The sequence below is a fragment of the Janthinobacterium sp. FW305-129 genome (genome assembly GCF_020858115.1).
Classification (GTDB): Bacteria; Pseudomonadota; Gammaproteobacteria; order Burkholderiales; family Burkholderiaceae_D; genus Janthinobacterium.
On sequence record NZ_JACYMM010000002.1, the window covers coordinates 435,194 to 461,287 of the forward strand.

General features: G+C 60.9%; 14 protein-coding genes. 3 read left to right on the forward strand and 11 right to left on the reverse strand.

Annotated features, from left to right (window positions below):
* Positions 1 to 61: 61 nt before the first annotated feature.
* The 11 genes from infB to IGS61_RS05710 all read right to left on the reverse strand — a co-directional run bounded on the left by infB (position 62) and on the right by IGS61_RS05710 (position 16,633).
* Positions 62 to 2,920, reverse strand: coding sequence for a translation initiation factor IF-2 (gene infB / locus IGS61_RS05660; protein WP_230538711.1), 2,859 nt, complete (start codon positions 2,918 to 2,920; stop codon positions 62 to 64).
* Positions 2,921 to 2,966: 46 nt separating this feature from the next.
* Complete coding sequence (nusA, locus tag IGS61_RS05665; protein WP_086144982.1) at positions 2,967 to 4,532, reverse strand: transcription termination factor NusA; 1,566 nt, start codon at positions 4,530 to 4,532, stop codon at positions 2,967 to 2,969.
* Positions 4,529 to 5,017: a ribosome maturation factor RimP gene (gene rimP, locus IGS61_RS05670; protein ID WP_035828693.1), complete on the reverse strand. Its 489-nt coding sequence runs from the start codon at positions 5,015 to 5,017 to the stop codon at positions 4,529 to 4,531. Before rimP ends, nusA begins: the two co-directional genes overlap by 4 nt.
* 345 nt (positions 5,018 to 5,362) lie before the next feature.
* On the reverse strand, positions 5,363 to 7,438 hold the full coding sequence (rluB, locus tag IGS61_RS05675) for a 23S rRNA pseudouridine(2605) synthase RluB (RefSeq protein ID WP_230538712.1): 2,076 nt from the start codon (positions 7,436 to 7,438) through the stop codon (positions 5,363 to 5,365).
* Positions 7,431 to 8,225 carry an SMC-Scp complex subunit ScpB gene (gene scpB, locus IGS61_RS05680; protein ID WP_230538713.1) on the reverse strand — a complete coding sequence of 265 codons (795 nt, stop codon included), beginning with the start codon at positions 8,223 to 8,225 and terminating at the stop codon, positions 7,431 to 7,433. Before scpB ends, rluB begins: the two co-directional genes overlap by 8 nt.
* 412 nt (positions 8,226 to 8,637) lie before the next feature.
* On the reverse strand, positions 8,638 to 9,657 hold the full coding sequence (locus tag IGS61_RS05685) for a glucokinase (RefSeq protein ID WP_230538714.1): 1,020 nt from the start codon (positions 9,655 to 9,657) through the stop codon (positions 8,638 to 8,640).
* Between the two features lie 349 nt (positions 9,658 to 10,006).
* The gene (locus tag IGS61_RS05690) at positions 10,007 to 10,969 is read right to left on the reverse strand and encodes a VTT domain-containing protein (RefSeq protein ID WP_230538715.1); all 963 of its coding nucleotides are present in this window, start codon (positions 10,967 to 10,969) and stop codon (positions 10,007 to 10,009) included.
* Positions 10,970 to 10,995: 26 nt separating this feature from the next.
* Entirely contained in the window at positions 10,996 to 12,687 is a 1,692-nt protein-coding gene (locus tag IGS61_RS05695) for an ABC transporter ATP-binding protein (RefSeq protein ID WP_230538716.1), read from the reverse strand.
* A gap of 9 nt (positions 12,688 to 12,696) precedes the next feature.
* On the reverse strand, positions 12,697 to 13,812 hold the full coding sequence (locus IGS61_RS05700) for an ABC transporter permease (protein WP_230538717.1): 1,116 nt from the start codon (positions 13,810 to 13,812) through the stop codon (positions 12,697 to 12,699).
* 9 nt (positions 13,813 to 13,821) lie between these two features.
* The gene (locus IGS61_RS05705) at positions 13,822 to 14,760 is read right to left on the reverse strand and encodes an ABC transporter permease (RefSeq protein ID WP_092798198.1); all 939 of its coding nucleotides are present in this window, start codon (positions 14,758 to 14,760) and stop codon (positions 13,822 to 13,824) included.
* Between the two features lie 28 nt (positions 14,761 to 14,788).
* Complete coding sequence (locus IGS61_RS05710) at positions 14,789 to 16,633, reverse strand: ABC transporter substrate-binding protein (RefSeq protein WP_230538718.1); 1,845 nt, start codon at positions 16,631 to 16,633, stop codon at positions 14,789 to 14,791.
* Positions 16,634 to 17,315: 682 nt separating this feature from the next.
* Between IGS61_RS05710 and IGS61_RS05715 the strand changes: the two genes are divergently transcribed.
* The 3 genes from IGS61_RS05715 to IGS61_RS05725 all read left to right on the forward strand — a co-directional run bounded on the left by IGS61_RS05715 (position 17,316) and on the right by IGS61_RS05725 (position 26,021).
* On the forward strand, positions 17,316 to 20,042 hold the full coding sequence (locus IGS61_RS05715; RefSeq protein WP_230538719.1) for a TonB-dependent receptor: 2,727 nt from the start codon (positions 17,316 to 17,318) through the stop codon (positions 20,040 to 20,042).
* Positions 20,043 to 20,220: 178 nt separating this feature from the next.
* Complete coding sequence (locus IGS61_RS05720) at positions 20,221 to 22,896, forward strand: TonB-dependent receptor (protein ID WP_230538720.1); 2,676 nt, start codon at positions 20,221 to 20,223, stop codon at positions 22,894 to 22,896.
* A gap of 335 nt (positions 22,897 to 23,231) precedes the next feature.
* A complete protein-coding gene (locus IGS61_RS05725; RefSeq protein ID WP_230538721.1) occupies positions 23,232 to 26,021 on the forward strand; it encodes a TonB-dependent receptor in 2,790 nt (929 codons plus the stop codon).
* Positions 26,022 to 26,094 lie beyond the last annotated feature (73 nt).

Below are 26,094 nucleotides of genomic sequence, written 5' to 3' on the forward strand. Positions count from 1 at the left end.
TGACCAATGCGCCCCACGTGTTTGCGCGGACAACGATATGTCCGCGCCATTACTGCTGTGATTACAGGGTACGAGCGATTTCCTGGACTTCGAACACTTCCAGGGTGTCGCCAACCTGAATGTCGTTGTAGTTCTTCAGCGACAGGCCGCACTCCAGACCGGCGCGAACTTCTTTCGCATCGTCCTTGAAGCGTTTCAGGGAGTCGATCTCGCCGCTCCACACCACGATGTTGTTGCGCAACAGGCGGACGGAAGAAGCACGCTTGACCACGCCATCGGTGACCAGGCAACCGGCAATCGCGCCCACTTTCGAGACCAGGATAACCTGGCGGATCTCGACCTGGCCGATGACGGTTTCGCGTTTCTCTGGTGCCAACATGCCCGACAACGCCGATTTGATCTCGTCGATCGCATCGTAAATGATGTTGTAGTAGCGAATGTCCACGCCATTCGACTCGGCCAGCTTGCGTGCCTGGGCATCAGCACGGGCGTTGAAGCCGATGATGACCGCTTTCGAGGCGACTGCCAGGTTGACGTCCGATTCCGTGATGCCGCCGACGGCTGCGTGCACAACTTGTACGCGCACTTCGGAGGTCGACAGTTTCTGCAGCGAGCCAACCAGCGCTTCTTGCGAACCTTGCACGTCGGTTTTGATGATCAACGGCAAGTTTTTCACTTCGCCTTCGGCCATCTGGTCGAACATGTTTTCCAGTTTCGCAGCTTGCTGTTTCGCCAGTTTCACGTCGCGGAACTTACCTTGACGGAACAGACCGATTTCACGCGCCTTGCGCTCGTCAGCCATGACGACGACTTCTTCACCGGCGACCGGCACTTCCGTCAGCCCCTGGATTTCGACCGGAATCGAAGGACCCGCTTCGGCGATCGGCTTGCCGTTCTCGTCCAGCATGGCGCGAACACGGCCATACGAAGAGCCGGCCAGGATCACGTCGCCGCGGCGCAAGGTACCCGACTGCACCAGGATCGTCGCGACAGGACCACGGCCCTTGTCCAGACGCGCCTCGACTACCAGGCCGCGCGCTGGCGCATCGACCGGTGCCGTCAGTTCCAGCACTTCGGCTTGCAACAGCACTTGTTCCAGCAGGTCATCGATACCCTGGCCCGTTTTGGCCGATACCGGCACGAATGGCGATTCGCCACCGTATTCTTCCGGCACGACTTGTTCGGCAACCAGTTCCTGCGTCACGCGGTCCACGTTACCGCCCGGTTTGTCGACCTTGTTGATCGCCACCACCAGCGGTACGCCGGCTGCTTTCGCATGGGCAATCGCTTCTTTCGTTTGCGGCATCACGCCATCGTCGGCGGCAACCACCAGAATCACGATGTCGGTTGCCTTGGCGCCACGGGCACGCATGGCGGTAAACGCTTCGTGGCCCGGGGTGTCGAGGAAGGTGATCATGCCGCGTGGCGTATCGACGTGGTAAGCGCCGATATGCTGCGTAATGCCGCCCGCTTCGCCGGAGGCAACCTTGGCGCGACGGATGTAATCGAGCAGCGAGGTCTTGCCGTGGTCGACGTGACCCATGACGGTGACCACCGGTGCGCGCGGCTTGGTTTCGAAGTGCGCGTGTTCGCCCACATCGGCCAGCAGCGCTTCCGGATCGTCCAGTTCGGCGGCGAACGCCTTGTGGCCCATTTCTTCCACCAGAATCATGGCGGTTTCCTGGTCCAGCACCTGGTTGATCGTGCACATCTGGCCCAATTTCATCAAATGCTTGATGACTTCGGATGCCTTGACGGACATTTTGTGCGCCAGTTCGGCCACGGTGATCGTTTCCGGTACGTGCACGTCCTTGACGACGGCTTCTGTCGGTGCCTGGAAGTTCGATTCACGGTCGTCATGGTGCGTCGGGCGACGGCCCTTCGCGCCACCGCGCCAGCTGTCACGGCCGCCTGGGCCGCTGTTGCCGCGTGGCTTGGGACCACCGGTGGTGCCGCGTTTTTTCGCGTCATCGGACCAGGTGGACGACACATTCGCCGACTTGATGGATTTCTTGTCTGCAACAGCAGGCTTCTTGTCGCCCGGCTTGTCGCCAGGTTTCTTGTCAGCAGGCTTGTGCAGGGTGCCTTCCGGCGCCTTCGGTTTCACTGGAACCGGTACGGGTTCCGGTGCCTTGATGGCGCGGCGTGGCGCGTTCATCATGGCCTTGATCTGGGCGACTTCGTCGGCAACGGCCTTGCGTGCACGCTCGGTGGCTTCCGCTTTGTCAGCGGCTTCCTTGGCGGCAACAGCAGCGGCAGCGGCTTTCTTCTTCGCTTCTTCAGCGGCAGCAGCTTTTTTCGCTTCGGCGGCGGCGTCGTCAACGACAGGCGCAGCGGCGCTGGCGACAGGCGCGGCGGCAGCCTTGGCGGCCGCTTTCTTCGCTTCCGCTTCAGCTTCTTTCTTAGCAGCAAGTTCAGCCTGTTGCGTGGCTTTCGCCTGGGCTTCTTTTTCCGCGTCCAGCTTGGCCAGACGTTCCTGCTTTTCGCGCAGATCGGCTTCCTGGCGGGCGATCAGTTCAGCCTGTTTACGGGCTTCTTCTTCACGGCGCGCCACGTCGGCGGGATCGATCACCGGTGCGGCAGGCGCAGCCGGTTCTGCCGCGACCGGCGCAGCTTCGTCACGCTGGACGAATGTGCGTTTCTTGCGCACTTCCACCTGGATGGTGCGCGACTTGCCGGTGGCGTCAGCTTGCTTGATCTCAGTCGTTTCCTTGCGGGTCACGGTGATTTTTTTCTTTTCTGTGTCAGCCGCTGCGCCGTGTGTGCGGCGCAGATGATCCAAAAGCTTGTCCTTATCATCTTTCGACAATGGATCTGACGTCGAACTTTTCTCGACGCCGGCAGAACGCAGCTGCGTCAGCAGCAAATCTGCAGGCATCTTCAGTTCGGTGGCAAATTGGGCTACGTTGTTACTCGCCATTCAGTCCTCTTTTCTATGTGTCGCGGAGATGATAAAGATACTCAAATTAAGCCTTTGCGGATTCGGCCAGACTCCATGCCTTGGCTTGCAACGCCTTGGCACGATCGTCGTACTTCGAGTCAACCAACTTCATCTCATCGTCGGTCACATCTTTAAATTCACTTGTAATCAGTTCACGCGCACGGTCCGCAGACAAGGCCAGGATTGCGCCAAATTCGTCGTATGCCAGTGCTGCAAATGCTTCAACGGTCTTGATACCAGCCAGACCCAGCTTGCCGGCGGTAATGCGGTCCATGCCTTCCAGACCCACCAACGCCTCGTCCATGCCTTCCAGACCCTCTTCCGAAGCAATCGCTTCGGTCACGAGCGCATCACGCGCACGGGTACGGAGTTCATTGACGGTATCTTCGTCAAACGATTCGATTTCCAGCATTTCGGAAATTGGCACGTAAGCGATTTCTTCCAGACTGGCGAAACCTTCTTCCACCAGAATATCGGCCACTTCCTGGTCGACATCGAGCTTTTCCATGAACAGGATGCGCACGGCAGCCGTTTCCTGGGCAGCTTTGTCAGCCGATTCTTCGGCCGTCATGATGTTGATCTTCCAGCCGGTCAGGTCCGAGGCCAGGCGCACGTTCTGGCCGGAACGGCCGATCGCGATTGCCAGGTTTTCTTCATCGACGACGACATCCATCGCGTGTTTCTCTTCGTCAACCATGATCGACGACACGTTCGCCGGCGCCAGGGCGCCGATGACGAACTGCGCCGGATCTTCCGACCACAGCACGATGTCGACGCGTTCGCCACCGAGCTCGCCGGTCACGGCCTGCACGCGCGAACCGCGCATGCCGACGCAAGTACCGATCGGGTCGATGCGCTTGTCGGCCGTGTAGACGGCGATCTTGGCGCGGACGCCGGCATCGCGGGCTGCGGATTTGATTTCCAGCATGCCTTGTTCAATTTCCGGCACTTCCAGCTCGAACAGCTTCATAATGAATTCTGGCGCGGTGCGCGACAGGATCACTTGCGGGCCGCGCATATTGCGGTCGATGCGCAAGATATATGCACGCACACGGTCGCCGATACGCAGATTCTCTTTCGGGATCATCTGGTCGCGTGGCAGACGTGCTTCGATCTTGCCCGATTCGACGATAGCGTCGCCGCGTTCCATGCGCTTGATGGTGCCGGTGACGAGCGAATCGCCGCGTTCCAGGAAGTCGACCAGGATCTGTTCGCGTTCGGCATCACGCACGCGCTGCAGGACCACCTGTTTGGTATCCTGGGCGAAACGGCGGCCGAATTCAACGGATTCGATCGGTTCTTCGATATGGTCATCGACTTCGATATCGGGAATCTGTTCTTTTGCCTCGAAATGCAGGATCTCCTGATCCGGCAATTGCAGGCCCGCTTCATCGGGCACGACGTGCCAGCGGCGGAACGATTCGAATTCGCCCGTTTCGCGGTCGATCGAAACGCGGATGTCTACTTCACCCTCATACCGTTTCTTCGTGGCTTGCGCCAACGCGAATTCGAGGGCGCCGAAGACGACATCTTTATCGACGTTTTTTTCGCGCGCCAGCGCGTCAACCAATAATAAAACTTCGCGGCTCATGCTTTGCGTCCCTTAAAAACCACCTGCGGCACCAAGCGTGCCTTATCCACATCCGCGAGCGTAAACTCCAACATCGCCGGACCATCCTTACCTTCAAATTCCAACGACAATTTATCGCCCACGGGTTCTTGCAATATCCCCTGGAACGATTTCCGGTTGTTCGTACCCGGCATCGCCACCATCAGCTTGACGATGATTTCCTGGCCTGCGAAACGGACGAAGTCTTCCAGCTTGCGCACCGGACGATCGAGACCCGGGGAAGAAATCTCGAGACGCTCGTAAGGAACGTTCTCTACCGTCAACACATGCGATAACTGGTGACTCACCGTGGCACAGTCTTCGACCGTGATCGGACCTTTTTCAGCGGCATCGGCGGCGCTGAAATCAATAAAGACGCGCAGCAGTCCGCGCTCGGCACGTTCGACATCAACGAGCTCATAGCCCAGACCTGTAACTGTCTTTTCAATCAATCCCAACTGCTGCAAGAAATTCTCCAGAAATAAGGCCCGTTTTCGGCATGACAGCGCCGCATTGGGCGCCGAAAACATGCAAAAACACGCATTCAAGTCATATATGGCCCCTTGTTGGCGCCATTACAAACGGTTCAACAAAAAAAAAATGGGCATCTGCCCATCTTCTTGTATTTCCCCAACCAGATGAAAGCACTCCCCACCAAACAACCCTGCGGAGAACTTTTATTAGGCTGCAGATTATAACCTCTTATTAACTTCGCCGCAATGCCGCACACGAGGAACGGCCCGGCTTACAACAGTTACAAGAGCGCGCACCCGCCGCAGATCGGCGGGCGCGCAAGAAGAAACTCTTCCCGATTAACCTTTGCTGCGGCGGCGCGGCATGCCGTCCATGCCGCCACGATCCATGCCGCCACGCGGCTGACCGCCGGAACGCGCTTGCCCACCGGCACCTCCGCCAGCATTGCGGCGCGGACCCGTGTTGGCGAAGCCGAAGGCCGTCTGCAGCGGATCGGGCTGACGCGGACCGCGCTGCGGCGCGCGGCCTTCGCCACCGGGACGTCCCTGGCCCTGGCCTGCCGCACGCGGCGGACGGCCCTGGCCTTGCGCGCCGTCGAACGACGCCGACGAGCGCGGCTGGCCACCCTGGAACGGACCTTGCGGCTGGCCACGGCCCGGACCACGCGCGTCGCCTGGACGGCCGGCGCCGCCTGGGCGACCCTGGCCTTGCGGACGGGCAAACTGGCCTTGCGGCTGGCCACGGCGCGGCGCCACGGGGAATGGATCGGCGTTGCGGTTACTCACATCGATACGGTTGCCATTCGGCTCGTCATCGCGGTCCTTGCGTTCGACCTTGCGCGCTTCGCGGCCCTTGGCGGCGCCAGCGGCACGGGGGTCGCCCGAAGGCGGCATTTTCTTTTCGATGCCATAGGCGGCCAGCAGGTCGCGCACGGTGTTTTCATCCATCTCTTCCCAGCGGCCCCGTTTCAGGCCGCTCGGCAGGGTCATGGCGCCGTAGCGGGTACGGATCAGGCGCGAGACGGTCAGGCCGATGGCTTCGAACATGCGGCGCACTTCGCGGTTACGGCCTTCGCCGATCACCACGCGATACCACTTGTTGATGCCTTCGCCGCCGCCATCGGCAATCTTCGAGAACTGCGCCAGGCCGTCTTCCAGCTCGACGCCGGCCAGCAGCTTCTGGCGCATGCCCTCTTCCAGCTCTCCCAGGGTACGCACGGCGTACTCGCGGTCGATGCCGTAGCGCGGGTGCATCAGGCGGTTGGCCAGGTCACCGGAGGTGGTAAACAGCAGCAAGCCTTCCGTATTGAAGTCGAGGCGGCCCACGGCCAGCCACTTGCCGGCCTTCATGGTCGGCAAGCGGTCGAACACGGATGGACGGCCGTCCGGGTCATTATGGCTGACGATTTCACCGGCCGGCTTGTGATACACCAACACGCGCGGCGGTTTCTTGCTGACGCGGCGCTGGATCAATTTACCGTTGATGCGCACGTGGTCGCTCGGCAGGATGCGCTGGCCAATGTGGGCCGGCTCGCCATTCACGGACACGCGGCCCGAAATAATCAGGTCTTCCATGTCGCGGCGCGAACCGAGACCGGCTTCGGCCAGCACCTTGTGCAGCTTCGGCGCGTCGTCGTCGGACGTCAGGTCGCGGCGCACGGCCGCTTTCTGCACGCGGCCCGTGCCGCCTTCTTCGCTGTCGAACGCGTCGGAAGTAACGAACGAGAAGACAGCATCGGCGTCGCTGACCTTGCCGGGCGCAGCCTGGCGGCCCTTGCCCTTCTTGCGGCTCTTGCCGGCATTCTTGCCGGCGCCCGGCACGTCGTTGCGCGGACCGCGCGGCAGGCGCGGGCCGGAAACGAGGTTGCCTTCGGCGTCGAACACGTCGGCGACCGGCGCGGCAGCTTGTTCTGCGGCAGGCGCAGCGGCTTGCGCTGCCTGCGGCGCTTCGGCGCGCGGCGGCTGGCGCAGCGCGCGTTCGGCCTGCACGCCGCGCATCTGGCGCGGACCGCGGGTCGGACGTGCTTCGGCCGGCTTGTCGGCGACGGCTTCCGGCGCCGTTTCAGCGACGGCGGCAGCGGCCTTGGCGGCGGCGCGGGCGCGCGGCGGACGCGGCGCCGGGGCGGCAACCGCCTCGGCTGCGGCTTCCGCGGCTTCGGCCACGGCCTTCAGGGCCGGCTTGGCGCGGGTTTTCTTGACCACTGGCGCAGCTTCAGTTTCAGCAGCGGCGACGACGGGCGCGTCGGCGGCCACGTCGGCTTTCGTGCGGCGCTTCGGCTTGGCCGCGGCGGTGTCGCCAGCAGCGGTTGCAGCAACCGCGTCGGCCTCGATCTGGGCTTTGGTGCGGCGCTTGGGCTTGGCAACGATGGCTTCGTCGCTGGCGGTTACTGTCTCGGGTGTGTTCGGATTATTCATTCTTCGTTTCTTGGCTGTGCTGACCTGGCGCAGCGTCAACCGTTAGTTCTGGCGCAGGGTCGTGAGTGTAGGCTTCGTCCGTGGGCGAAGCATCGGGGCCGGCATCAAGGCTTGCTGTCACATCTACATCTGTCACAGCCGTATTGCTACCTGCACCAAGCTGGGGGGCAAGCTCATTGCTTGCCTTGTCAAAATTTTCTTGCAGGGCCGCTTCCAGGGCTTCGAGCCCATTGCCCTGCATCTCGCTGATTTGCTGCAAAGGCGGCAGCTGGGACAGCGAATGCAAACCCAGGTCATCCAAAAATTGCTTGGTGGTGGCCAGCAAGGCCGGCCGTCCCACCACGTCGCGGTAGCCGATGGCATCGACCCAGCCGCGGTCTTCCAGCATCTTGATCGTCTGCGAATTGACGGCAACGCCGCGAATCTCCTCGATATCGCCCCGCGTCACCGGCTGGCGGTAGGCGATGATGGCCAGGGTTTCCAGGGTCGCCCGCGAATACTTGGGCGGCCGCTCGGGCGTCAGGCGATCGAGATACATCTTCATTTCCGGGCGGCTTTGAAAGCGCCAGCCCGAAGCCAGACTGACGATCTCGATGCCGCGCCCTTCCCACTCGTCACGCAACTCTTCCAGCAATTGCTTGATCGTGTCGGCACCGACGCCGACACCGCGCACGCGGCCGTTCTCGTCCGCATCGACGAACAGCTTTTTCAGGCTGTGGATCGTCAGCGATTCACGAGCGCACAGCAACGCGGTTTCGAGGACTTTTTTAGCCTCAATTGTATTCATAGCAATTCTGTGCGGATGTGTGTTGCAATTCGTATGCAGAGAAAGAAATCAAAAACGTTCATTTCAACGTAACAGATGGCATACATCGATGATGACGCCGTGCTGGGTTACTAGTTGAGGCTGTTTTTCCGACGCCTTGGCCGATGCGCGCAAAGCGGGACTAAAGCGGATGCAGTGAAAGTCCTGCCATCCATGGTGCTGGCCTTAATTAACCTTCACTAAGTAACCAGCAATGAAACGATCTCCGGAGCAGCTGCTTTTCCCGTGGCGACGAAACAGCCAGACAGGAGAGCGACAGTCGTCGTTTCATCCAACGATGCCAATTGTACCTGATAAAAAGCGGAAAAGCGCAAAACCGGGTAAAACACGCGTTTTACCCGGCCCTGGCGCGACACATCGCCCGCTACCCGCATCACAGGGAGGCGAGTTTCTCCGAGAGAATAGCCGATGCGCCCAGGAAAGCTGGATACTGCGCCGTGATCACGAAGGTCGGCACTTGCGACACATAATTGGCAAAGCGCCCCTTGCGCTCGAAGCGGGCGCGGAAGCCGGAGCGGTCGAAACGCGCGCCCAGGCGCGGCACGATGCCGCCGCCGATGTAAATACCGCCCAGCGCGCCCAGGGTGACGGCGACGTTGCCCGCCACGGTGCCCAGCATGCAGCAGAACGCTTCGATGACGTCGTCGCACAGCTGCGATTCGCCGGCCAGCGCGCGGCGCGTGATTTCCGCGGCCGGCAAGTCTTCCGCCGGCACGCCCGCGCGGTCTGCCAGGGCGCGGTAGATCAGTTCCAGGCCATCGCCGGAAATCAAGCGCTCGGCCGAGACGTGTTCGTATTCGCGCCAGGCAAATTGCAGGATGCTCACTTCCGTTTCATTGAACGGCGCAAAGCTGACGTGGCCGCCTTCGCTTTGCAGGGCGATCCAGCCGCCGTGCGACGGAATCAGGCCCGACACGCCCAGGCCCGTGCCCGCGCCGATCAGGCCGATGGCCGTGTTCGGACGGGCCGTGCCCGCGCCCACCTGGTGCTTTTGCTCGCTCGACAGCTGCGGCAATGAACGCGCCAGGGCCGTGAAATCGTTGACCACGTCCAGGGTCGTGAAGCCGCACTCTTCGCGCATGGCGCGGATCGAGAATGACCAGTGGTGGTTCGTCATGCTGAGGAAGTCGCCGTCGACGGGGTTGGCGATGGCGATCACGGCATGGCGCACGGCTTGCCCGCCGGCGGCAGCGATGTGCGGCAGGGCCAGATAGGCTTGCAGGGCGGCGGACAGGCTCGGGTAATCGGCACAGGGCAGCACTTCCACCAGCGTGATGTGGCCGGCGGCCACTTCCAGGGCGAAACGGGCATTCGTGCCGCCCACGTCGGCCAGCAGGCGCGGTCCATCGGCGAAGGCGGAAGTCGGCAGTACGGGAGAAGACGAAGCGCTCATGATTTTAAATGATGAAGTGGGACGCATGGGACGCCAAGCTTAAAGGATGAATGCGCCCGGAGGCAAGCAAAGTTTGTAGTTTAAGTACATCAAAACAAGCCTTTATTGGTAGTTCCACTCCAAATGCAACAGGCAAGGCTAAAGTTGCTCGCAAACAATGATTTATAGTAAGTACTTGCACTCGGTGGGCGCACGAAAAGCATGCTGCATAGCAGCAGGAATCGCCTGAAAACAAGAGTATGCCGCAGTTTGCGCAAAGCCGCTTTGTATGGGGCGGCGCAGGCGTAGCGCTGCCGTTCCGGCGGCCCGGCGACGGTGTTTTCGTATTATTACTACCAGTTTTTACTGATCAGGAAGGCAAGCCTTCGCCCAGCAGGCTGGCGGGCGCCGGCTGGTCCGAGCGGTAGGCGGCATTCCACGCGTCGAGGCCGCCATGCAGGGGCTTGGCCCGGTGAAAGCCGTGCTGGTGCAGCAGCTTGGCCACTTGCGCGGCCGTCACGTCGTTGGGACAGCTGCAATACACGATGATGTGGCGGTCCTTGTCCATGGCGATCATGGCGGGCACGGGTTCCTTGCCATTGAAGAACAAGGCACCCGGCACGGCCGGCTCCAGGGCCTGCGCCGTGGCGCTGCGCGCGTCGACCATCAGCGGTTCCTCGCCCTGCTCTATGAGTTCCAGCAATTCATCGATGCCGATGCGCTCGATCTGCAAGGCCTGGCGGAAGCGCCGGCGTTCGAGGAATTTATATAGCAGGAACAGTCCCAGCAAGGTGGCCAGCATCAGCAAGGCCGTGCTGCCCATGGTGCTGAGCAAGTCCAGCACCTGCTGCACGCTGGCGTGAAAGATCACGCCGACGGCGATGCCCGTGCCGCTCCACAGCAAGGCGCCCAGACCCGCATACAGGAAGAACAGGCGCGGCGGCGTGCCCAGCGCGCCCGACATGGGCGCGGCCACGGTATTGAATCCCGGCACGAATTTGGAAACGATCAGGGCTTTCGGGCCCCAGCGCTTGAATTTGTCTTCCGTCTGGCTGACGCAGTAATCGGGCGACAGCGAGATGCGGCACAGCAGCCGCAGGATGCGCTTGCCGAAATGGCGGCCCGCGCGGAACCACGTGAAGTCGCTGATCAGACAGGCGCCCAGCGCGGCGGCCAGCACCAGTCCCCCATTCATGTCGCCATCGACGGCCAGCGCCCCCGCCACCACGAGGATGGGAAAGGCGGGAATCGGCAGGCCGAGCTGCTCCACCAGCACGATGCCAAAGACAATCAGGACACCGTAATGTTCGAGCAGGTAAATGAGGTTGGGCATGGCCGCTATCTTACCGTAAAAATGCCCTACACCTGGACGCCCTTCGGTATGGCGCTGAGCAGGGTGCGCGTGTACGGATGCACGGGATTGCGGTACAGCTCGTCCGAATCGGCCAGTTCCACCACCTGCCCCTTGTGCATCACCATCACCTGGTCGGCGATGTATTTGACGACGGACAAATCGTGCGAGATGAAGATATAGGACAATCCGAATTCATCCTGCAAGTCCTGCAGCAAATTGAGCACCTGCGCCTGCACCGACACGTCGAGCGCCGACACGGATTCGTCGCACACAAGGATTTCCGGCTGCATGGTCAGGCAGCGGGCAATCGCGATGCGCTGGCGTTGGCCGCCGGAAAACTCGTGCGGATAGCGGTGGAAAGCCTGTTCCGGCAAGCCCACCTTGTCGAGCAGCCAATAGGCCTTGGCGATGCGTTCCTGGTCGTTGGCGCCGATCTTGTGGATGCGCATCGGTTCGAGCAAGATCTGCCCCACCGTAAAGCGGGGGTTCAGGGACGCATACGGATTCTGGAAGATGATCTGGATGCGGCGCTTATACGGCAAATACTCCTTGTTCGGCATGGCGATCAGATCCTTGCCGTGGAACATGGCCGTGCCACTAGTTGCCTGGTGCAGGCGCAGCAGGGTCAAGCCCACCGTCGTCTTGCCGGAACCGGATTCGCCCACCACGCCCAGCGTTTTTCCGCGCGGCAAAGTGAACGACACGTCCTTGACGGCCTGAAATTCACGCTTGCCGAACAGGCCCTCGCGCGTGTAAAAGCTTTTACTTAAATTGTTGACTACCAGCACCGGCTCGTCGCCCGGCGTATAGCCGCGCGTGCGCTGCTTCATTTCGATGCCGGGGCCGGCCTTGCCGTCCATGTAATCAGCGATCACGGGCAAACGCCACGGGCGCTCGTCCAGCGAGGGACGGCAATGCAGCAGGGCTTTGGTATAGGCGTCGGCCGGCGCTTCAAACACTTGCCGCACTTCCCCCGTTTCGCGCACTTCGCCGTGGCGCATGACGATCACCTGGTCGGCGATTTCCCCCACCAGGCCCAGGTCGTGGGTAATGAAGAGCACGGACATCTGGTGCTTCTTTTGCAGCGCCGCGATCAGGTCCATGATCTGCTTCTGGATCGTCACGTCCAGTGCCGTCGTCGGTTCGTCCGCGATCAAGAGTTTCGGTTCGCAGGCGATCGCCATGGCGATCATCACGCGCTGCTGCTGGCCGCCCGACATCTGGCTCGGGTAGGCGTCGATCTTGGTGGCGGGGTCGGGTATGCCCACTTCTTCCAGCAGCGCCAAGGTGCGCGCCCTTGCCTGCTTGCGGTTCATGCCCATGTGCTGGCGCAACACTTCGGCGATCTGGAAACCGACCGTGAACACGGGGTTCAGCGACGACATCGGTTCCTGGAAGATCATCGAGATATCCTTGCCGCACATGGTGCGCCGCTCGGCGATCGACAATTTGAGCAGGTCGCGTCCGCCAAAGTGGATGCTGGACGCGGGATCGATGATGGTGTTATCCGGCGGCAACAAGCCCATCACGGCCAGGGAGCTGACGGACTTGCCGCTGCCCGATTCGCCCACCAGGGCGACGGTGCTGTTGCGCGGCACGTTGAACGAGATGCCCTTGACGGCCTCGAACGTGGTCTTCTTGTCCAGGCGGAAGGTGACGCGCAGGTCGCGCACTTCCAACAGGTTATTCTGGTCCATGAGCAACTCCTATTTCACTTTGGGGTCGAGCGCATCGCGCAAGGCATCGGTAAACAGCGAGAACGCCGTCACCAGCACGGCCATCGCCGTGGCGGCGGCCGTCAGCTGCCACCATTTGCCCAGGATCAGTTCATTTTGTGCCTCGTTGAGCATGCTGCCCCACGAGACGGTGCCCACCGGCACGCCAAAGCCGAGGAAACTCAGGATCACTTCCGCCTTGATGAAGCCCACCACCAGAATCGACATTTGCACCAGAGCAACGTGGCTCACGTTCGGGAAGATGTGCGAAAACATCTTGCGCCAGTGCGAAGCGCCGATGGCGTCGGCCGCCATCACGTATTCGCGCGCCTTGTGCTTGATGTATTCGGCGCGGATCAAGCGGTACGGCCCCGTCCAGCCCGTCAACCCAAGGATCAGCACGATGGTCAGCACGCCCTTCTGCTGCAGCACCGCCGCGACCGTCAAGATCATCAGAATCGATGGAATTGAGGTAAAAATGCTGTAGAACCAGTTAAAAAAGTCATCGACGATGCCGCCGAAGTAGCCGGACACGGCGCCGAACAGGGTGCCCAGCACGACGGCCAGCAAGGCCGCCACCAGACCCACGACGATCGACGTTTCACCGCCCTTGATGGTTTTCTGCACGATGTCGTGGCCCCACTTGTCGGCGCCGAACGGCAAGGTTGCCGCCTTGTGCGCGATCAACTTCTTCGTCTTGCCCATGCCGGCGCGCAAGGCCGTCAAGTCGTCGGCCAGCGGGTCGGTGACGCCGTACATCTCGACGCCGGCAGAAGGGTTGCTGCCCATCTGGGCGCGCAGTTCCGCGATATCGTCGGCCAGCGGGTCGAGCACGTTGACGGGAGTGGGAGCGCTGCGCTCGTCGGACTGGGGAATGGCGCCGTCGGCGGCGCCGGCCACATCCTTGTCGGCACCGACAAACGTGGGCGGCGCATAGCTGACGGCCACTTCGTCTTCCCAGTTCGCCGCCACCAAGCCGCTGGCCGAGGCCAGCACCAGCAGGAAAAATGCGCCGACCACGGCCAGCGATACCATTGCAATCTTGTCGCCGCGCAAACGGCGCCACGCCAGGGCCCACAGGCCGGGCGATGTATGAGGTTTCGACATCGTCTCTTTCTACTTCAGTTGTACGCGAGGATCGACCGCCTGGTACAGCAGGTCGGTGAGCAGGTTGAAGAGCATGGTGGCGGCGGCAACATACACGGTGATCGCCTTGATCACCGGAAAGTCGCTGCGCTCGACGGCCAGGATCACTTCACGCCCGATGCCGGGGATGCCGAAGAAGCGCTCGAGCAGGAAAGCGCCGATCAGCAGGGCCGGCAAGTTCGACATCACATAGGTAATGATGGGAATGGCGGCATTGCGCAGCACGTGCACCCACATGATGCGGCCTTCCTTGAGGCCCTTGGCGCGCGCCGTGCGCACGTAATCCTGGTTGGCCTCGTCCAGCACGAAGGTGCGGAACAGGCGCAGGGTCGGCGCGATCGACACGGCCAGGCCGATCAAAATCGGCAGGGTGGAATAGCGCAGCAGGTTTTCCCAGAAACTGTCGCCCCAGCCCTGCACGGGGAACAGGCCCAGCTTGTAGGCGAAGCCGTACTGGAAGACGATGATGTAGACGAGGATGGAAATCGACATGCCCACCGTGCAGGCGATCATCACCATGCGGTCCGTCAGCGAGCCGCGGACAAACGCGATGGCCAGCGCCAGCGCCACGCCAAAGAACGTTTCCAGCACGGTCAGCGGAATCAAGACCATCATGGACGGCCCCAGGCGCGAGGTGATGATGTGCGACACGGATTCCCCCGTGGCCCAGCTCTGGCCAAAATCAAACGTGACGATCTGCTTGATGAAGATCCACAGCTGTACATAGTACGGCTGGTCGACGCCGAGCTGGCGGCGGATGTTGGCGATGCTTTCCGCACTAGACATCTTGCCGGCCAGGATGTAGGCGGGGTCGCCCCCCACCCAGTTAAACAAGATAAACACCAGCAGGACGACGCCCAGCATGGTGGGCAGCATCTGCCACAGGCGGCGCAGGATATAAGCGAACATAATGATTCCTTGTCTTTATAAGCTGCGCTTATTTTTTAGCCGAGGCTGCAGGGGCTGGCGCGGCAGACACGGGCGCGCCCGTGCTGTCGATATCCATGTACGCCCACTCCTGGAACAGGATCGGGTGCTTCTTGTAGCCTTGCACCGACTTTTGCGCCAGCATGTTGCGGTAGCGCGCATAGCCGATCAGGGCGCCCGCATTGACTTCCAGGCGGCGCGCCATCTTGTGGAACAGCTCGTCGCGCTCGGGGCTGGCCGGCATGGCCTGGCTGGCCGCGTACCATTTATCGTACTCGGGATCCTGGTAGCAGCCATTGTTGTTCTGGTGCGTGTTTGGGCCGTAGAACAGCTGCATGAAGTTGTCGCCGTCCGGATAGTCGGCCAGCCACGGCGCCGTGCGCGTCTGCATCTTGCACTGCTTTTCCGTTTTTAGAATGTCGGAAAAGATCATGCGGTCGTTTTCCATGCGGATGCCCAGCGAGTTATACGTCTTGCGCCACATTTCCGCCTGCAGCACGCCGTTGGCTTCGTTGCGCGAAGCGTAGCGGATCAGCAGCGGCTTGCCGTCCGGCAAGGTACGCCAGCCGTCGGCGCCCTTCTTGTAGCCGAACTTGTCCAGCAATTTGTTTGCCAGCACGGGATCGTATTGCAGCAGGGATTTATAGTGCGGGTCGTAGCCGACGACACCGGGCGGTATCGGATAGTCGAGGCGCTTGGCCTGGCCATTCCAGATGATGCGGATTTCTTCGTCGATATTGTGCGCCATGGCAATGGCGCGGCGCAGGGCGATCTTTTCCTTGCTGAAGCCGCCGAGGGTCGGGTCTTCCATATTCCAGTAGTAATAGCTGATTTCCGGGTCCAGCAAACGTGACAGTTGCACGCCCTTCTCCGCCAGTTCCGGGCGCAGCTTGCCGTTCAACAAGGCCTTCGGCGCCAGCGGGCCGTCGAGCCAGAACACATCCGTGCCGCCGCTCTGGAAGGACAGCCAGCGCGACTGGTCTTCGATCATCACGGAAATTTCGATGCGGTCGATGGCGGGAATGCGTTTACCCTGCATCTGGCGCACGATGCGCTGGTCGTCCGGGTCGTCGCCGGCCATGAAGTTCCACGTTTCCGGCAAGTGCTGCGGGTTGCGGTTCAGGACGATGCGGTTGCCGCGCGTCCATTCGCCCAGGGTGTAATAGCCGGTGCCGACGGGATTCGAGCCCACTTCGCCCTTCACGTCGCCGTATTTGTCCACCACTTCGCGCGCCACGGCGGCCGTCGGCACGTAGGCGAGGATCATGGGGAAATTGAAATCAGTCTTGGTCAGCGTGATGCGCAGGGTGTAGGGGTCGAGGATTTCCAGCCCGGCCACTTTCTTGTTGTAATCAAGCTTGTTCGACTTGGCCGCGTCCTTGGCCAGATCGTCCAGGCCCACCACCTTGCCTTCGAACAGCCAGCTGTGCGGCGACGCCAGGCGCGGGTCGAACAGCCGTTTCCACGAATACACGTAGTCGGCCATCGTCAGTTCGCGGCGCTTGCCGCCGAACGCGGCGTCGGGCGTGTACAGGATGCCTTTTTTCAGGCGGATGGTGTAGGTCTTGCCGTCGGCGGACACTTCCGGCATGGCGGCGGCCGCGCCGGGCACCACCTTCACGGGGCGCGCCAGGTAGTCATACGTGTACAGGGTGTCGAAGACGGCCTGCGTGATGTGGTTCGAATACAGGTCGCGCGCGGTGGCCGGGTCGAAACCCGTCTCGGCGGCCGGCAGGATATAGCGCAAGGTTTTCACCGGCGCGGCCGCGGGGGCAGCGTCAACGGCAACGGCGGCCAGCGGCAGGGTGGCCAGGCAGGCGAGCAGCGCCACGCGCCGCATCCATGGTGACTTCATGTAATACCCTTCATCTCGATTATCCGTCGCACCGTATTGGTGCGCTTGTACTGGCTTCCCCCTGGGATACAGGATTCCACCGCCAAAACCAGTCCATCCACGCAAGATCTGTGCCTTGCTCATCGCCAACCCCGTCCGCATGCAGACGAGCTGGAAAAAGGCGTAACGATAACGCATATTTTGTTCGCCGGGCGAAAAGCCGCCGTACTGGCGTGGCGCGCAGCCACGGCCACCTGCCGCATGGGGGAAATTTTCCGCATTGCAACAAAAGCAGGTCGCCACCATGAAAAAACGCCTTGGCAAGAACCCTTACGGCCCCGAATGACAACTGTTTTTATGGCAGTACGGAAAATATGCGGCGCAGTGCAACATTGAAATAATTGCAAATATTGAAACAGGTCAATATTATAAAAAACACTGTTGTTTCCATGCTGAAAAAGCATGTGTGCGCGTTGACAGGGTTTCCCGGCAAATGGTCTTATCAATCACGGCAACGCACGATATGCCGTTTGACCCACAGCGATTGCCGACGCAGCAATCTTTATCACCCTGGCAAAGCTGTGCCGCACACAGGCCGGCCGAGCATACTTTCGGAGTTCTGAGAATGATGATGGAAACAGTGATATCCCGCTCCGTACGCCTGATCTTTTCGGGTAGCGTAGCGGCGCTCAGCCTTGGCATCATGGCTGCGCCGGCAATGGCGCAAGAGGCCAATGTACAACGTGTGGAAATTACAGGATCGAGCATCAAACGGGCGACGGCCGAGACCGCATCGCCGGTACAGCTGATCACCCGCGACGACCTGATGAAATCAGGCAAGGCCACCGTCGCCGAATACCTGCAAACCCTCACCGCCGATGGCGCCGGCTCCCTGCCGACGGGCTTCGGCAACGGCTTTGCCGCCGGTTCCACGGCCATCTCGCTGCGCGGCCTGGGCGCCACCTCGACCCTGGTCTTGCTCAATGGCCGCCGCATGGCGCCGTTCGCGCGCGCCGATGATGGCCAGAAGAGCTTTACCGACCTGTCCACCGTGCCGATGCAGATCGTCGAGCGCATCGAAATCCTCAAGGACGGCGCCTCGTCGACGTATGGCGCGGACGCCATCGCCGGCGTCGTCAACATCATCCTGCGCAAGGACTTCGAAGGCCTGACCCTGAAAGCCGACACGGGCATGTCCGGCGACAGCGACGCCAAACAGCACCGCGCCTCGCTGACCTTCGGCAAGGGCAACCTCGACACGGATAAGTTCAATGTCGTCGTCAATGCCGAGTACACCAAGTCGGACATGCTGATGAACAGCGACCGCGCCGGGCGCAAGTGGATAGGCAAGGGCGACCTGCGCCCGTATGGCTATGCGATCAACACCCAGTTCGCCGGCGGCTACATCAACAGCAACAACGATGCGAATGCCGCGCCGACGGGCCTGATCCGCGACCCCGTCACCAACAACTATGTATCGCTGCCCGGTTGCTCCAGCTTGTCCGTTTCCTCGCCGCAAGATCCGAAAGGCGGCTGCGTGTGGCACCACGACCAGTTCCGCTCGATGCAGCCGAAGATCGAATCGGTCAACCTGTACACGCGCGGCACCTGGCAAGTCAATGCCGACACCCAGGTGTATGCGGAAGCGGGCTACTCGAAACGCGATACGGCCTTCACCATGATCCCGCCATCGGTCACGCCCACGGTCGCCTTCCCGCCGAACGCCGGCAACAAGGCCGGCGTCATCAACTACGCCAGCGGAGAGGGCACCAGCATCGTGCTGGCCGCCGGCCACCCGCAAAATCCGTATGGCGTGCCGGTGCGCGTGCGCTACCAGGCTTTCGACGTCGGCCCCAGCACACGCAAGGCGAATAACGAGTTCAACCGCATCGTGCTTGGCGTCAAGGGCAATGCCATGGGCTGGGAGTACGATGCCGGCTACACGCATTCGGAATCGAAGCTGCACCTCGATTACAGCAACATGCTGAACATGGCCGTCGTCAAGGCGGCCTTGGGCGATTCCAGCCCCAAAAACCCGTATTTCCCCTACTACATCGGTGCACAGGCAGGAAAGAATCCCGCCTCGCTGTACGCGGCCATGGTCACCAACGCCACCTCCGATTCCACGACCAAGCTCGACATTATCGACGTCAAGGCTTCGCGCGAGCTGATGCAGTTGCCGGGCGGCGCCCTGGGCCTGGCCGTGGGCGCGGAGCACCGTCGCGACAAACTCGACAATCCATCGCTGTCGGGCACGCAAGACGGTTCCATCAACGCCAGTTACGTGGCGGCCAAGGGCGACAGCAAGGTCTCTGCCGTGTTCCTGGAAGTGCTGGCGCCCGTCTTCAAGACGGTGGAACTGTCGGGTGCCTTGCGTTACGACAAATACGACCGTTTCTCCTCGACCACGCCGAAACTGGGCGCCAAGTGGACGCCGGTCAAAACCTTCGCCGTGCGCGGCACGTATTCGGAAGGCTTCCGCGCACCGGGCCCGGCCGAAAGCAATGCCGATTCACAATCGACGGGCACCTCGACCGTGACCGATCCCGTGCGCTGCCCGGGCGGCAACCGCCTGCCCGGCGCCAATGCCAGCGACTGCGAACTGCAGGTGGCGGCCGTCAAGGTCGGCGACCCCAGCCTCAAGCCGGAAAAATCCAAGGGCTATACCCTGGGCATCGTGTGGGATCCGTTCAACGATACCAGCCTGTCGCTCGATGGCTGGAAAATCAAGCGCGAAAACGAGATCAATCCGCTGCCGTACAACGAAGCGGCTGCCCTGCCGACGGCCATCCGTTCCGACAACAACCTGACCATCAATGGCGTCGTCACGCCGAACACGGGCACCTTGCTGATCACCAAGGCGCCGTACCGCAACTCCAGCTTTACGGAAATCAAGGGCATCGACCTGGACGTCAAGCAGCGCGTGCGCCTGGGCGACTACGGCCGCGCCACGTTCGGCCTGACCTGGACCCACATCGCCTCGTGGGTGCGGGCCGAGTCGGCCACCGTGCGCTACCAGTTCGCCGGCACGCATGGCAATTGCGATACGTCCAACTGCGCCGGCACGCCGAAAGACAAGATCAATCTCACCGGCTCGTGGGACCTGGGCAACTGGAACGTCAGCGGCGTGCTGAACTACCGTTCGGACATGAAAAATATCAAGTTTGAGGGCGACCCTTGCGCCTCCAAACTGGCGAACGGCACGCCGGCGCCGAACGGCTGCAAGCTCGCCTCGTTCACCACGCTTGACCTGTCAAGCCGTTGGAACTACAGCAAGCAGCTGCAACTGTTTGCCTCGATCAACAACGTGACCGACAAGATCGCCCCGCTCGACCCGCTGACCTATGGCGGCATGAGCTACAACCCGATGGATGCCAGCGGCGCCATCGGCCGCTACTTCAAACTGGGCGCCAGCTACAAGTTCTTCTAAGCTGACGCCGGCATCCTGACGCGAGGCGGTGAGCAATCACCGCCTTTTTTTCGTCTGCGACTGTGGCGCAAGGCACTCATCCACACGCCTATTGCGCCAGCGCAAACCTTACCTGCTGTGCGCCTGTAAAACTCCCTTGCAGGCCACTTGGCCCATGACCATGCCACAGGAGTGTCAGATGATGCCAACCCGCAGTCCCTCCCCTACCTTGCGCCTGCTGTGCGCAGCCTTGCTCGGCGCCTATGGCCATGCGGCCATGGCGCAGGACACCGGCGCAGCCGGCACGCCCGCCATGCAGCGGGTCGAAGTCACCGGTTCCTCCATCAAGCGCCTCGTCTCGGAAACGGCCACGCCCTTGTCCATCTTCAAGGCCGAAGACTTCGCCAAGCAGGGCCTGACGACGGCCCAGGAAGTACTCAGCAAGATCCCCGCGAACTCCTCCAGCATGGGCAGCGGCAATGCCGTCGGCGGCAACACCAGCGGCTTGCCCACGGGCGGCCAGGCCAGCGCCGACTTGCGCGGCCTGGGCGGCGACAAGACGCTCGTGCTGCTGAACGGCCGGCGCATCGCCAACCACCCGTATGACGGCGCCAGCGTCGACCTGAACATCATCCCCATCGCCGCCCTCGAGCGCGTCGAAGTGCTGCGCGACGGCGCCTCGGCCATCTACGGCACGGACGCCATCGGCGGCGTCATCAACTTCATCACCAAGCGCTCGGTGAATGTCACGAACATCACCGCCGAAGTCATCGCTCCCCAGCACAAGGGCGCCGACGAGCACCGCCTCAACCTGTCGACGGGCTTTGGCGAACTCGACACGGATGGCTACAATATTTTTGGCGTGCTCGACTACCACAAGCAAAAAGTGCTGACTTCGCAAGACCGCGCCTTCTCGGCGACCGGTATCGTCCCGTCGCGCGGCCTGTCGATTACCAGCGGCACGACTTTCCCCGGCAATTACTTTGATGCGGCAGCCAATGGCGGCGATGGGCTGGCCGGCAACCCCTACGCGGCCAGCGGCTGTCTGCCTCCGCTGTCAGTGCCGGCCGTGCCGGCGAACGGCACTTGCCGCCAGGATTACACGCGCCAGATCGACGATCTGCCCGCGCAGGAGCAAGTGGCCTTCTTCGGCAAGGGCGCCTTCAAGCTGGGCGGCGGGCACCTGGCCACCGTCGAATACTTACATTCGGACAACAAGGTCAAGGCACGCACGGCGCCGCCGCCGCAAACGGGCTTGATCTTGCCCAATACCAGCAAATACTATCCGGGCAATGCGGGTGGCGTGCCGGCCCAGCCGGGCTTGTCCGGCCAGCCGCTGAGCGTCAACTGGCGTCCCGTGGAAGCGGGCCAGCGGCAGATCGATTCCACCGGCAAGGCGGACCGCCTGGTGCTGGCGCTCGAAGGCGAGCTGGCGGGCTGGGATTACAAGACGGGGCTGAGCCATGCGATCAGCAAGTCATCGGAGAAATTCACGAACGGCTATGTGCAGGATGCATCGTTTGCGGCCGGCGTGCTCAATGGCATACTGAATCCATTTGGCGTGCAGGATGCGGCCGGCAAGGCTTACCTGGCCAGCACGGCCCTGCGCGGCGAAGTGCAGAACGCCAGGGTCACCACCACGGGCTTCGACGTCAAGGGCAGCCGCGACCTGAAGCAGCTGGCCGGCGGCCCGCTGGCCATCGCTTTGGGCGGCGAAGTACGGCGCGAAAAGGCCAACTTCAATGTCAACCGCGACATCGCCGGCCAGGCCGCCAGTTCCGGCCTGTCCGGCTCGCTGTCGAAGAGCGGCGCACGCACGATCCAGGCCGTGTTCGGCGAAGTCAACTTGCCGCTGATCAAGGACCTGGAAGTGCAGCTGGCGGCCCGCTTCGACCATTACAGCGACGTGGGCAGCACCACCAACCCCAAGCTGGCCCTGCGCTACCAGGCCAGCAGCGCGCTGGTGCTGCGCGGCTCGGCCAGCACGGGTTTCCGCGCTCCCACGTTGTTTGAAAAGAATGCGCCGCCATCGAAGAACGATACCAATGATACCTATGACGACCCGATCTTGTGCCCCGGTGGCGTGCCGCAACCGGGCGCCAACCCCTTGCGCGATTGCGACTTGCAGCAATTCAAGCTGCAAGGCGGCAATGAAAAGCTGAAACCGGAGAAATCCACCACCTTTGCCTTCGGCGTCGTGGTCGAACCCATCAAGGAAGTCACCGTCGCCGTCGATTACTGGAACATCCATTTGAAGGACAAGATTTCATCCTTGCCCGAGCAATCGATCTTCGGCAACTACGAAAAATACAAGGCCTTGTTCCTGCGCAATCCCGACGGTTCACCCTACGCCATTCTCGACCTGAACGATAACATCGGCGAAGTGAAGACCGACGGCATCGATGTCAGCCTGAATGCGCGCCTGGGACGCGGCGCCTACGGCGACTTCAGCGTGTCGGTCGACGGCACCTGGACCCACAAATACGACTACCAGAACGAGCGCAATGGCCCCTTCATCGCCAACGTGGGCCGCTATGCGGACAACAATCCCGTATTCCGCTGGAAACATACGGCCGCGCTGAACTGGCGCATGGGCAATTGGGGCGCCACCGTGTCGCAATCGTTCAAGTCCGGCTACACGGACCAGAACAATGTGGATCCGCAGTACAAGCACGATGTGCCCTCGTACAGCCTGCTCAACGTGTCGGGCAGCTATGCTTGGAAGGGCTTGCTGCTGACGGCGGGCGTAAAAAACCTGTTCGACAAGGAACCGCCGTTCTCGAACCAGGGCACCTTGTTCCAGAAAGGTTATGACCCGCGCTACACGGATCCGGTCGGACGCGCGTATTACCTGCGTGGCAGCTATACGTTTTAGCACCTGTCTCGGCAGCTGGTCAGCCTAAGTGTAATAAAGGCGCCAAACACCGTCATCATTTTGCCGCAACTACGCGACCGCTTGCCAAAACTTCAGGCAAGCGGTTTTTTTTATGAACTAGTTCAACAAAATCATAAAAATATCTGTTGTTTTTTTGTCTCATTGCTCAATCGAGTTCCTTGACAGTGCCGAGACAGAAGTGGTCTGATGAGGCCCTGATTTTATTCAAGCGCAACTTGAATAATGATGGAAATGTATGATTTTTGGGACAAATTACCAACAAAAAATCGATATTCAACACAATATCCGAATTAACTTACTATTTTGGAAAAACAATGATCGAAGAGAAAAAGCTGTCGCGTTCCATCAGAATCATCTGCTCGACTGGCGTCGTCGCCGGTATGGCATTATTTGCAAACAATGCTATGGCACAAGAGACTGCCATGCAAAAAGTCGAAGTGACGGGTTCCTCGCTGAAACGGGTGGACTCCGAAACGGCCCTGCCAGTCCAGATCATGACGAAAGCGGAAATTGCGCGTACTGGCGCCAGCAGCACGGAAGAATTGCTGACATCAATTTCCGCCCTGTCCTCGTCTGGCTCGACTGCAAACGCCACGGGCGCGGGCAGCTCCACCTACGGTCTGTCCTCGATCTCGCTGCGCGGTCTCGGCGCCGAACGCACCCTGATCCTGGTCAACGGCCGCCGTCTGGCCGCCTTTGCTGGCGGCGGCGGCGCAGCCGTCAACGTCAACGTCATCCCCCTGGCTGCCATTGAACGTGTCGAAGTGCTGAAAGACGGCGCTTCCGGCGTGTATGGCTCGGATGCGGTCGCAGGCGTGGTCAACTTCATCCTGTCGAAAAGCTTTGAAGGTATCGAAGTCAACGCTGGCTACGGCAGCCCAAGCAACAGCGGGGGCGGACAGAATAACAAATTGTCGATCACTGGCGGCTTCGGCAACCTGGAATCGGACGGTTACTCGGTTGTCCTGTCGGCTTCGTCCGAAAATGAAAAAGCACTGTTCTCCAAAGACCGCAAGTACGCCGCTTCCGGCGACCGGTCACCGTACTACACAGCTGGCGCCACAGGCCAGGGCAATATCGAAGGCGGCGTAGACCCAAGCAAGTATCCCAACGATCGCCTGCCAGGCTTCGGCGATAACCCGGGCGCAGGTTACGGCAACCCTCTGGCCGCCAGCAATAATTGCGGTACGATCAACATGGTGAAGAACGACACCAACACCACCCACGGCTCACCATATTGCGCCTTCGACAGCAATGCCTTTGTCGGCCTGATCCCGAAACGCAAGCTGAACAACTTCACCGGAAATGCAGCGTACAAGCTGAACTCGACCACCGAACTGTTCGCTGATATGCTGTATTCGAAGAGTACGGTAACCCAATCGTTCCAAGGCAGTCCCCTGCGCCGCAGCTTCCTGACCACCGATGCCGAATTTGATAAGCAGGGTGTTTACCCAGGCTTAATCTTGTACCCAAGCAACCCGGTGTACCAATCGATCGCCGTACCTTATTTGACCAGCCAGGGTCATAACGATCTGATCGGCAAGCCGTTGGCCATCACCAGCCGCGTGTTTGACTACGGCAACCGCATCAGCGAAGATGAAGCAACCCAATCGCGCCTGGTATTGGGCGCCAAGGGCACGATCGGCAACCAGGACTATGAAGTTGCACTGACCAGCAATGAAAGCAAGACGCACGGCACCGTTCCTGGCGGCTATTTCTCGCAAGTGGCGTATGCGAAAATCATCAACGATCCAAGCAATAATTGGAACCCATGGGCCAATGGCGGCGTGCAGACAGGCGCCCTGGCCGACAAGCTGAAAGGCGCGTTGTACACTGGCGACACGCTGGTCGCCAAATCAAAAAATACCATCTTCGATGCCAAGCTGGCTGGTGACCTGCCGCAAATTGCCGGTATCACGGCGCAATACGCGGTGGGCGTGCAGGCGCGCAAGGAAACCTACACGACTTCGCCTAGCCCTGCCCTGGAATCGGGCGATATCGCCGGTCTGGGCGGCGGCGTGCCGCCGGTGAACCGTGACCGCGTCATCAAATCGATCTTTGGCGAAACCAATGTGCCGCTGATGAAAAAACTCGATGTGGGCCTGGCCGTGCGTCATGACCGCTACGACGATGTCGGCCATTCGACCAACTTCAAGCTGAATGGCCGCTGGCAGCCAAGCAAGGCAGTCCTGCTGCGCGCATCGGGCGGCACCGGCTTCCGCGCGCCTAGCCTGACCGACCTGTGGACTCCGCAATCGCTGCAAAATTCGGCATTGTTCAACGATCCAGCGACGAACCAGACGCAGTTGCAGGTCAATGCTCTGGCTGGCGGCAATCCCAACCTGAAGCCGGAAAAATCGAAGCAATTGTCTCTCGGCGCGGTTCTGTCGCCATTCGAAAACTTCACCGTGGGTGCGGACTGGTTCCAGATCAAGATCAAGGACATCCTGGCCACCCCATCGGCACAAGAAGTCGTGTCGCGCTTCCGCGCTGGCGACAAAGCCTATGCAGGTCTGGTAACCCTGAACGGCAACAACGTCGATAGCATCATCACGACCCTGGCCAATACCGGCGACGCTACCGTACGCGGCGTTGACCTGTTTGCCAACTATCGCCTGAACAGCAGCATCGGCCGGTTTGACGTCAACATGAACGGTACCTATATGGATACCTACGACCAGACCAGCCCTGGCGGCGATATCTCGCACAAGGTCGGCACCATCGTTGACAAAGACGGTAACCCGGTATTGGGCGCGGATCAAGGTGGTGTGGTATTGCGTTGGAAGCATGCACTGAGCGGCACCTGGAGTCAGGGTCAGTGGGCTGTCACCCTGACCCAGAACTACTCATCGCGCTATGAGACCGGCAATCGCCAAGTCGACGGCGTACGCAACTTCGTCGGCGCGCAAGCACTGTACGACACCAACGTCAGCTACAAACCGATGAAGGCATTGACGTTCAATTTCGGCGTACGTAACCTGTTCGACAAGCAACCAAGTATGTTTGTGCCAGTCAGCAACCAGTTCCAGTCGGGTTATGACATTAACCAGTATGACCCACGCGGCCGCTTCATCTACGCCAGCGCAGGCTATACCTTCAAGTAAGCAGCATAAAAAACAGGGCGCCTCGGCGCCCTGTTGATGGTCTTGCCAGCAGCCCCAACTCCGTTGGGTTTTT

Coding starts and splice junctions, on each gene's coding strand:
- IGS61_RS05690 (WP_230538715.1), bottom strand. CDS start 10,969: ATGCCCAACCTCATTTACCTGCTCGAACATTACGGTGTCCTGATTGTC.
- scpB (WP_230538713.1), bottom strand. CDS start 8,225: ATGAATACAATTGAGGCTAAAAAAGTCCTCGAAACCGCGTTGCTGTGC.
- infB (WP_230538711.1), bottom strand. CDS start 2,920: ATGGCGAGTAACAACGTAGCCCAATTTGCCACCGAACTGAAGATGCCT.
- IGS61_RS05725 (WP_230538721.1), top strand. CDS start 23,232: ATGATCGAAGAGAAAAAGCTGTCGCGTTCCATCAGAATCATCTGCTCG.
- IGS61_RS05710 (WP_230538718.1), bottom strand. CDS start 16,633: ATGAAGTCACCATGGATGCGGCGCGTGGCGCTGCTCGCCTGCCTGGCC.
- IGS61_RS05720 (WP_230538720.1), top strand. CDS start 20,221: ATGATGCCAACCCGCAGTCCCTCCCCTACCTTGCGCCTGCTGTGCGCA.
- IGS61_RS05715 (WP_230538719.1), top strand. CDS start 17,316: ATGGCTGCGCCGGCAATGGCGCAAGAGGCCAATGTACAACGTGTGGAA.
- IGS61_RS05705 (WP_092798198.1), bottom strand. CDS start 14,760: ATGTTCGCTTATATCCTGCGCCGCCTGTGGCAGATGCTGCCCACCATG.
- nusA (WP_086144982.1), bottom strand. CDS start 4,532: ATGAGCCGCGAAGTTTTATTATTGGTTGACGCGCTGGCGCGCGAAAAA.
- IGS61_RS05700 (WP_230538717.1), bottom strand. CDS start 13,812: ATGTCGAAACCTCATACATCGCCCGGCCTGTGGGCCCTGGCGTGGCGC.
- IGS61_RS05695 (WP_230538716.1), bottom strand. CDS start 12,687: ATGGACCAGAATAACCTGTTGGAAGTGCGCGACCTGCGCGTCACCTTC.
- rluB (WP_230538712.1), bottom strand. CDS start 7,438: ATGAATAATCCGAACACACCCGAGACAGTAACCGCCAGCGACGAAGCC.
- IGS61_RS05685 (WP_230538714.1), bottom strand. CDS start 9,657: ATGAGCGCTTCGTCTTCTCCCGTACTGCCGACTTCCGCCTTCGCCGAT.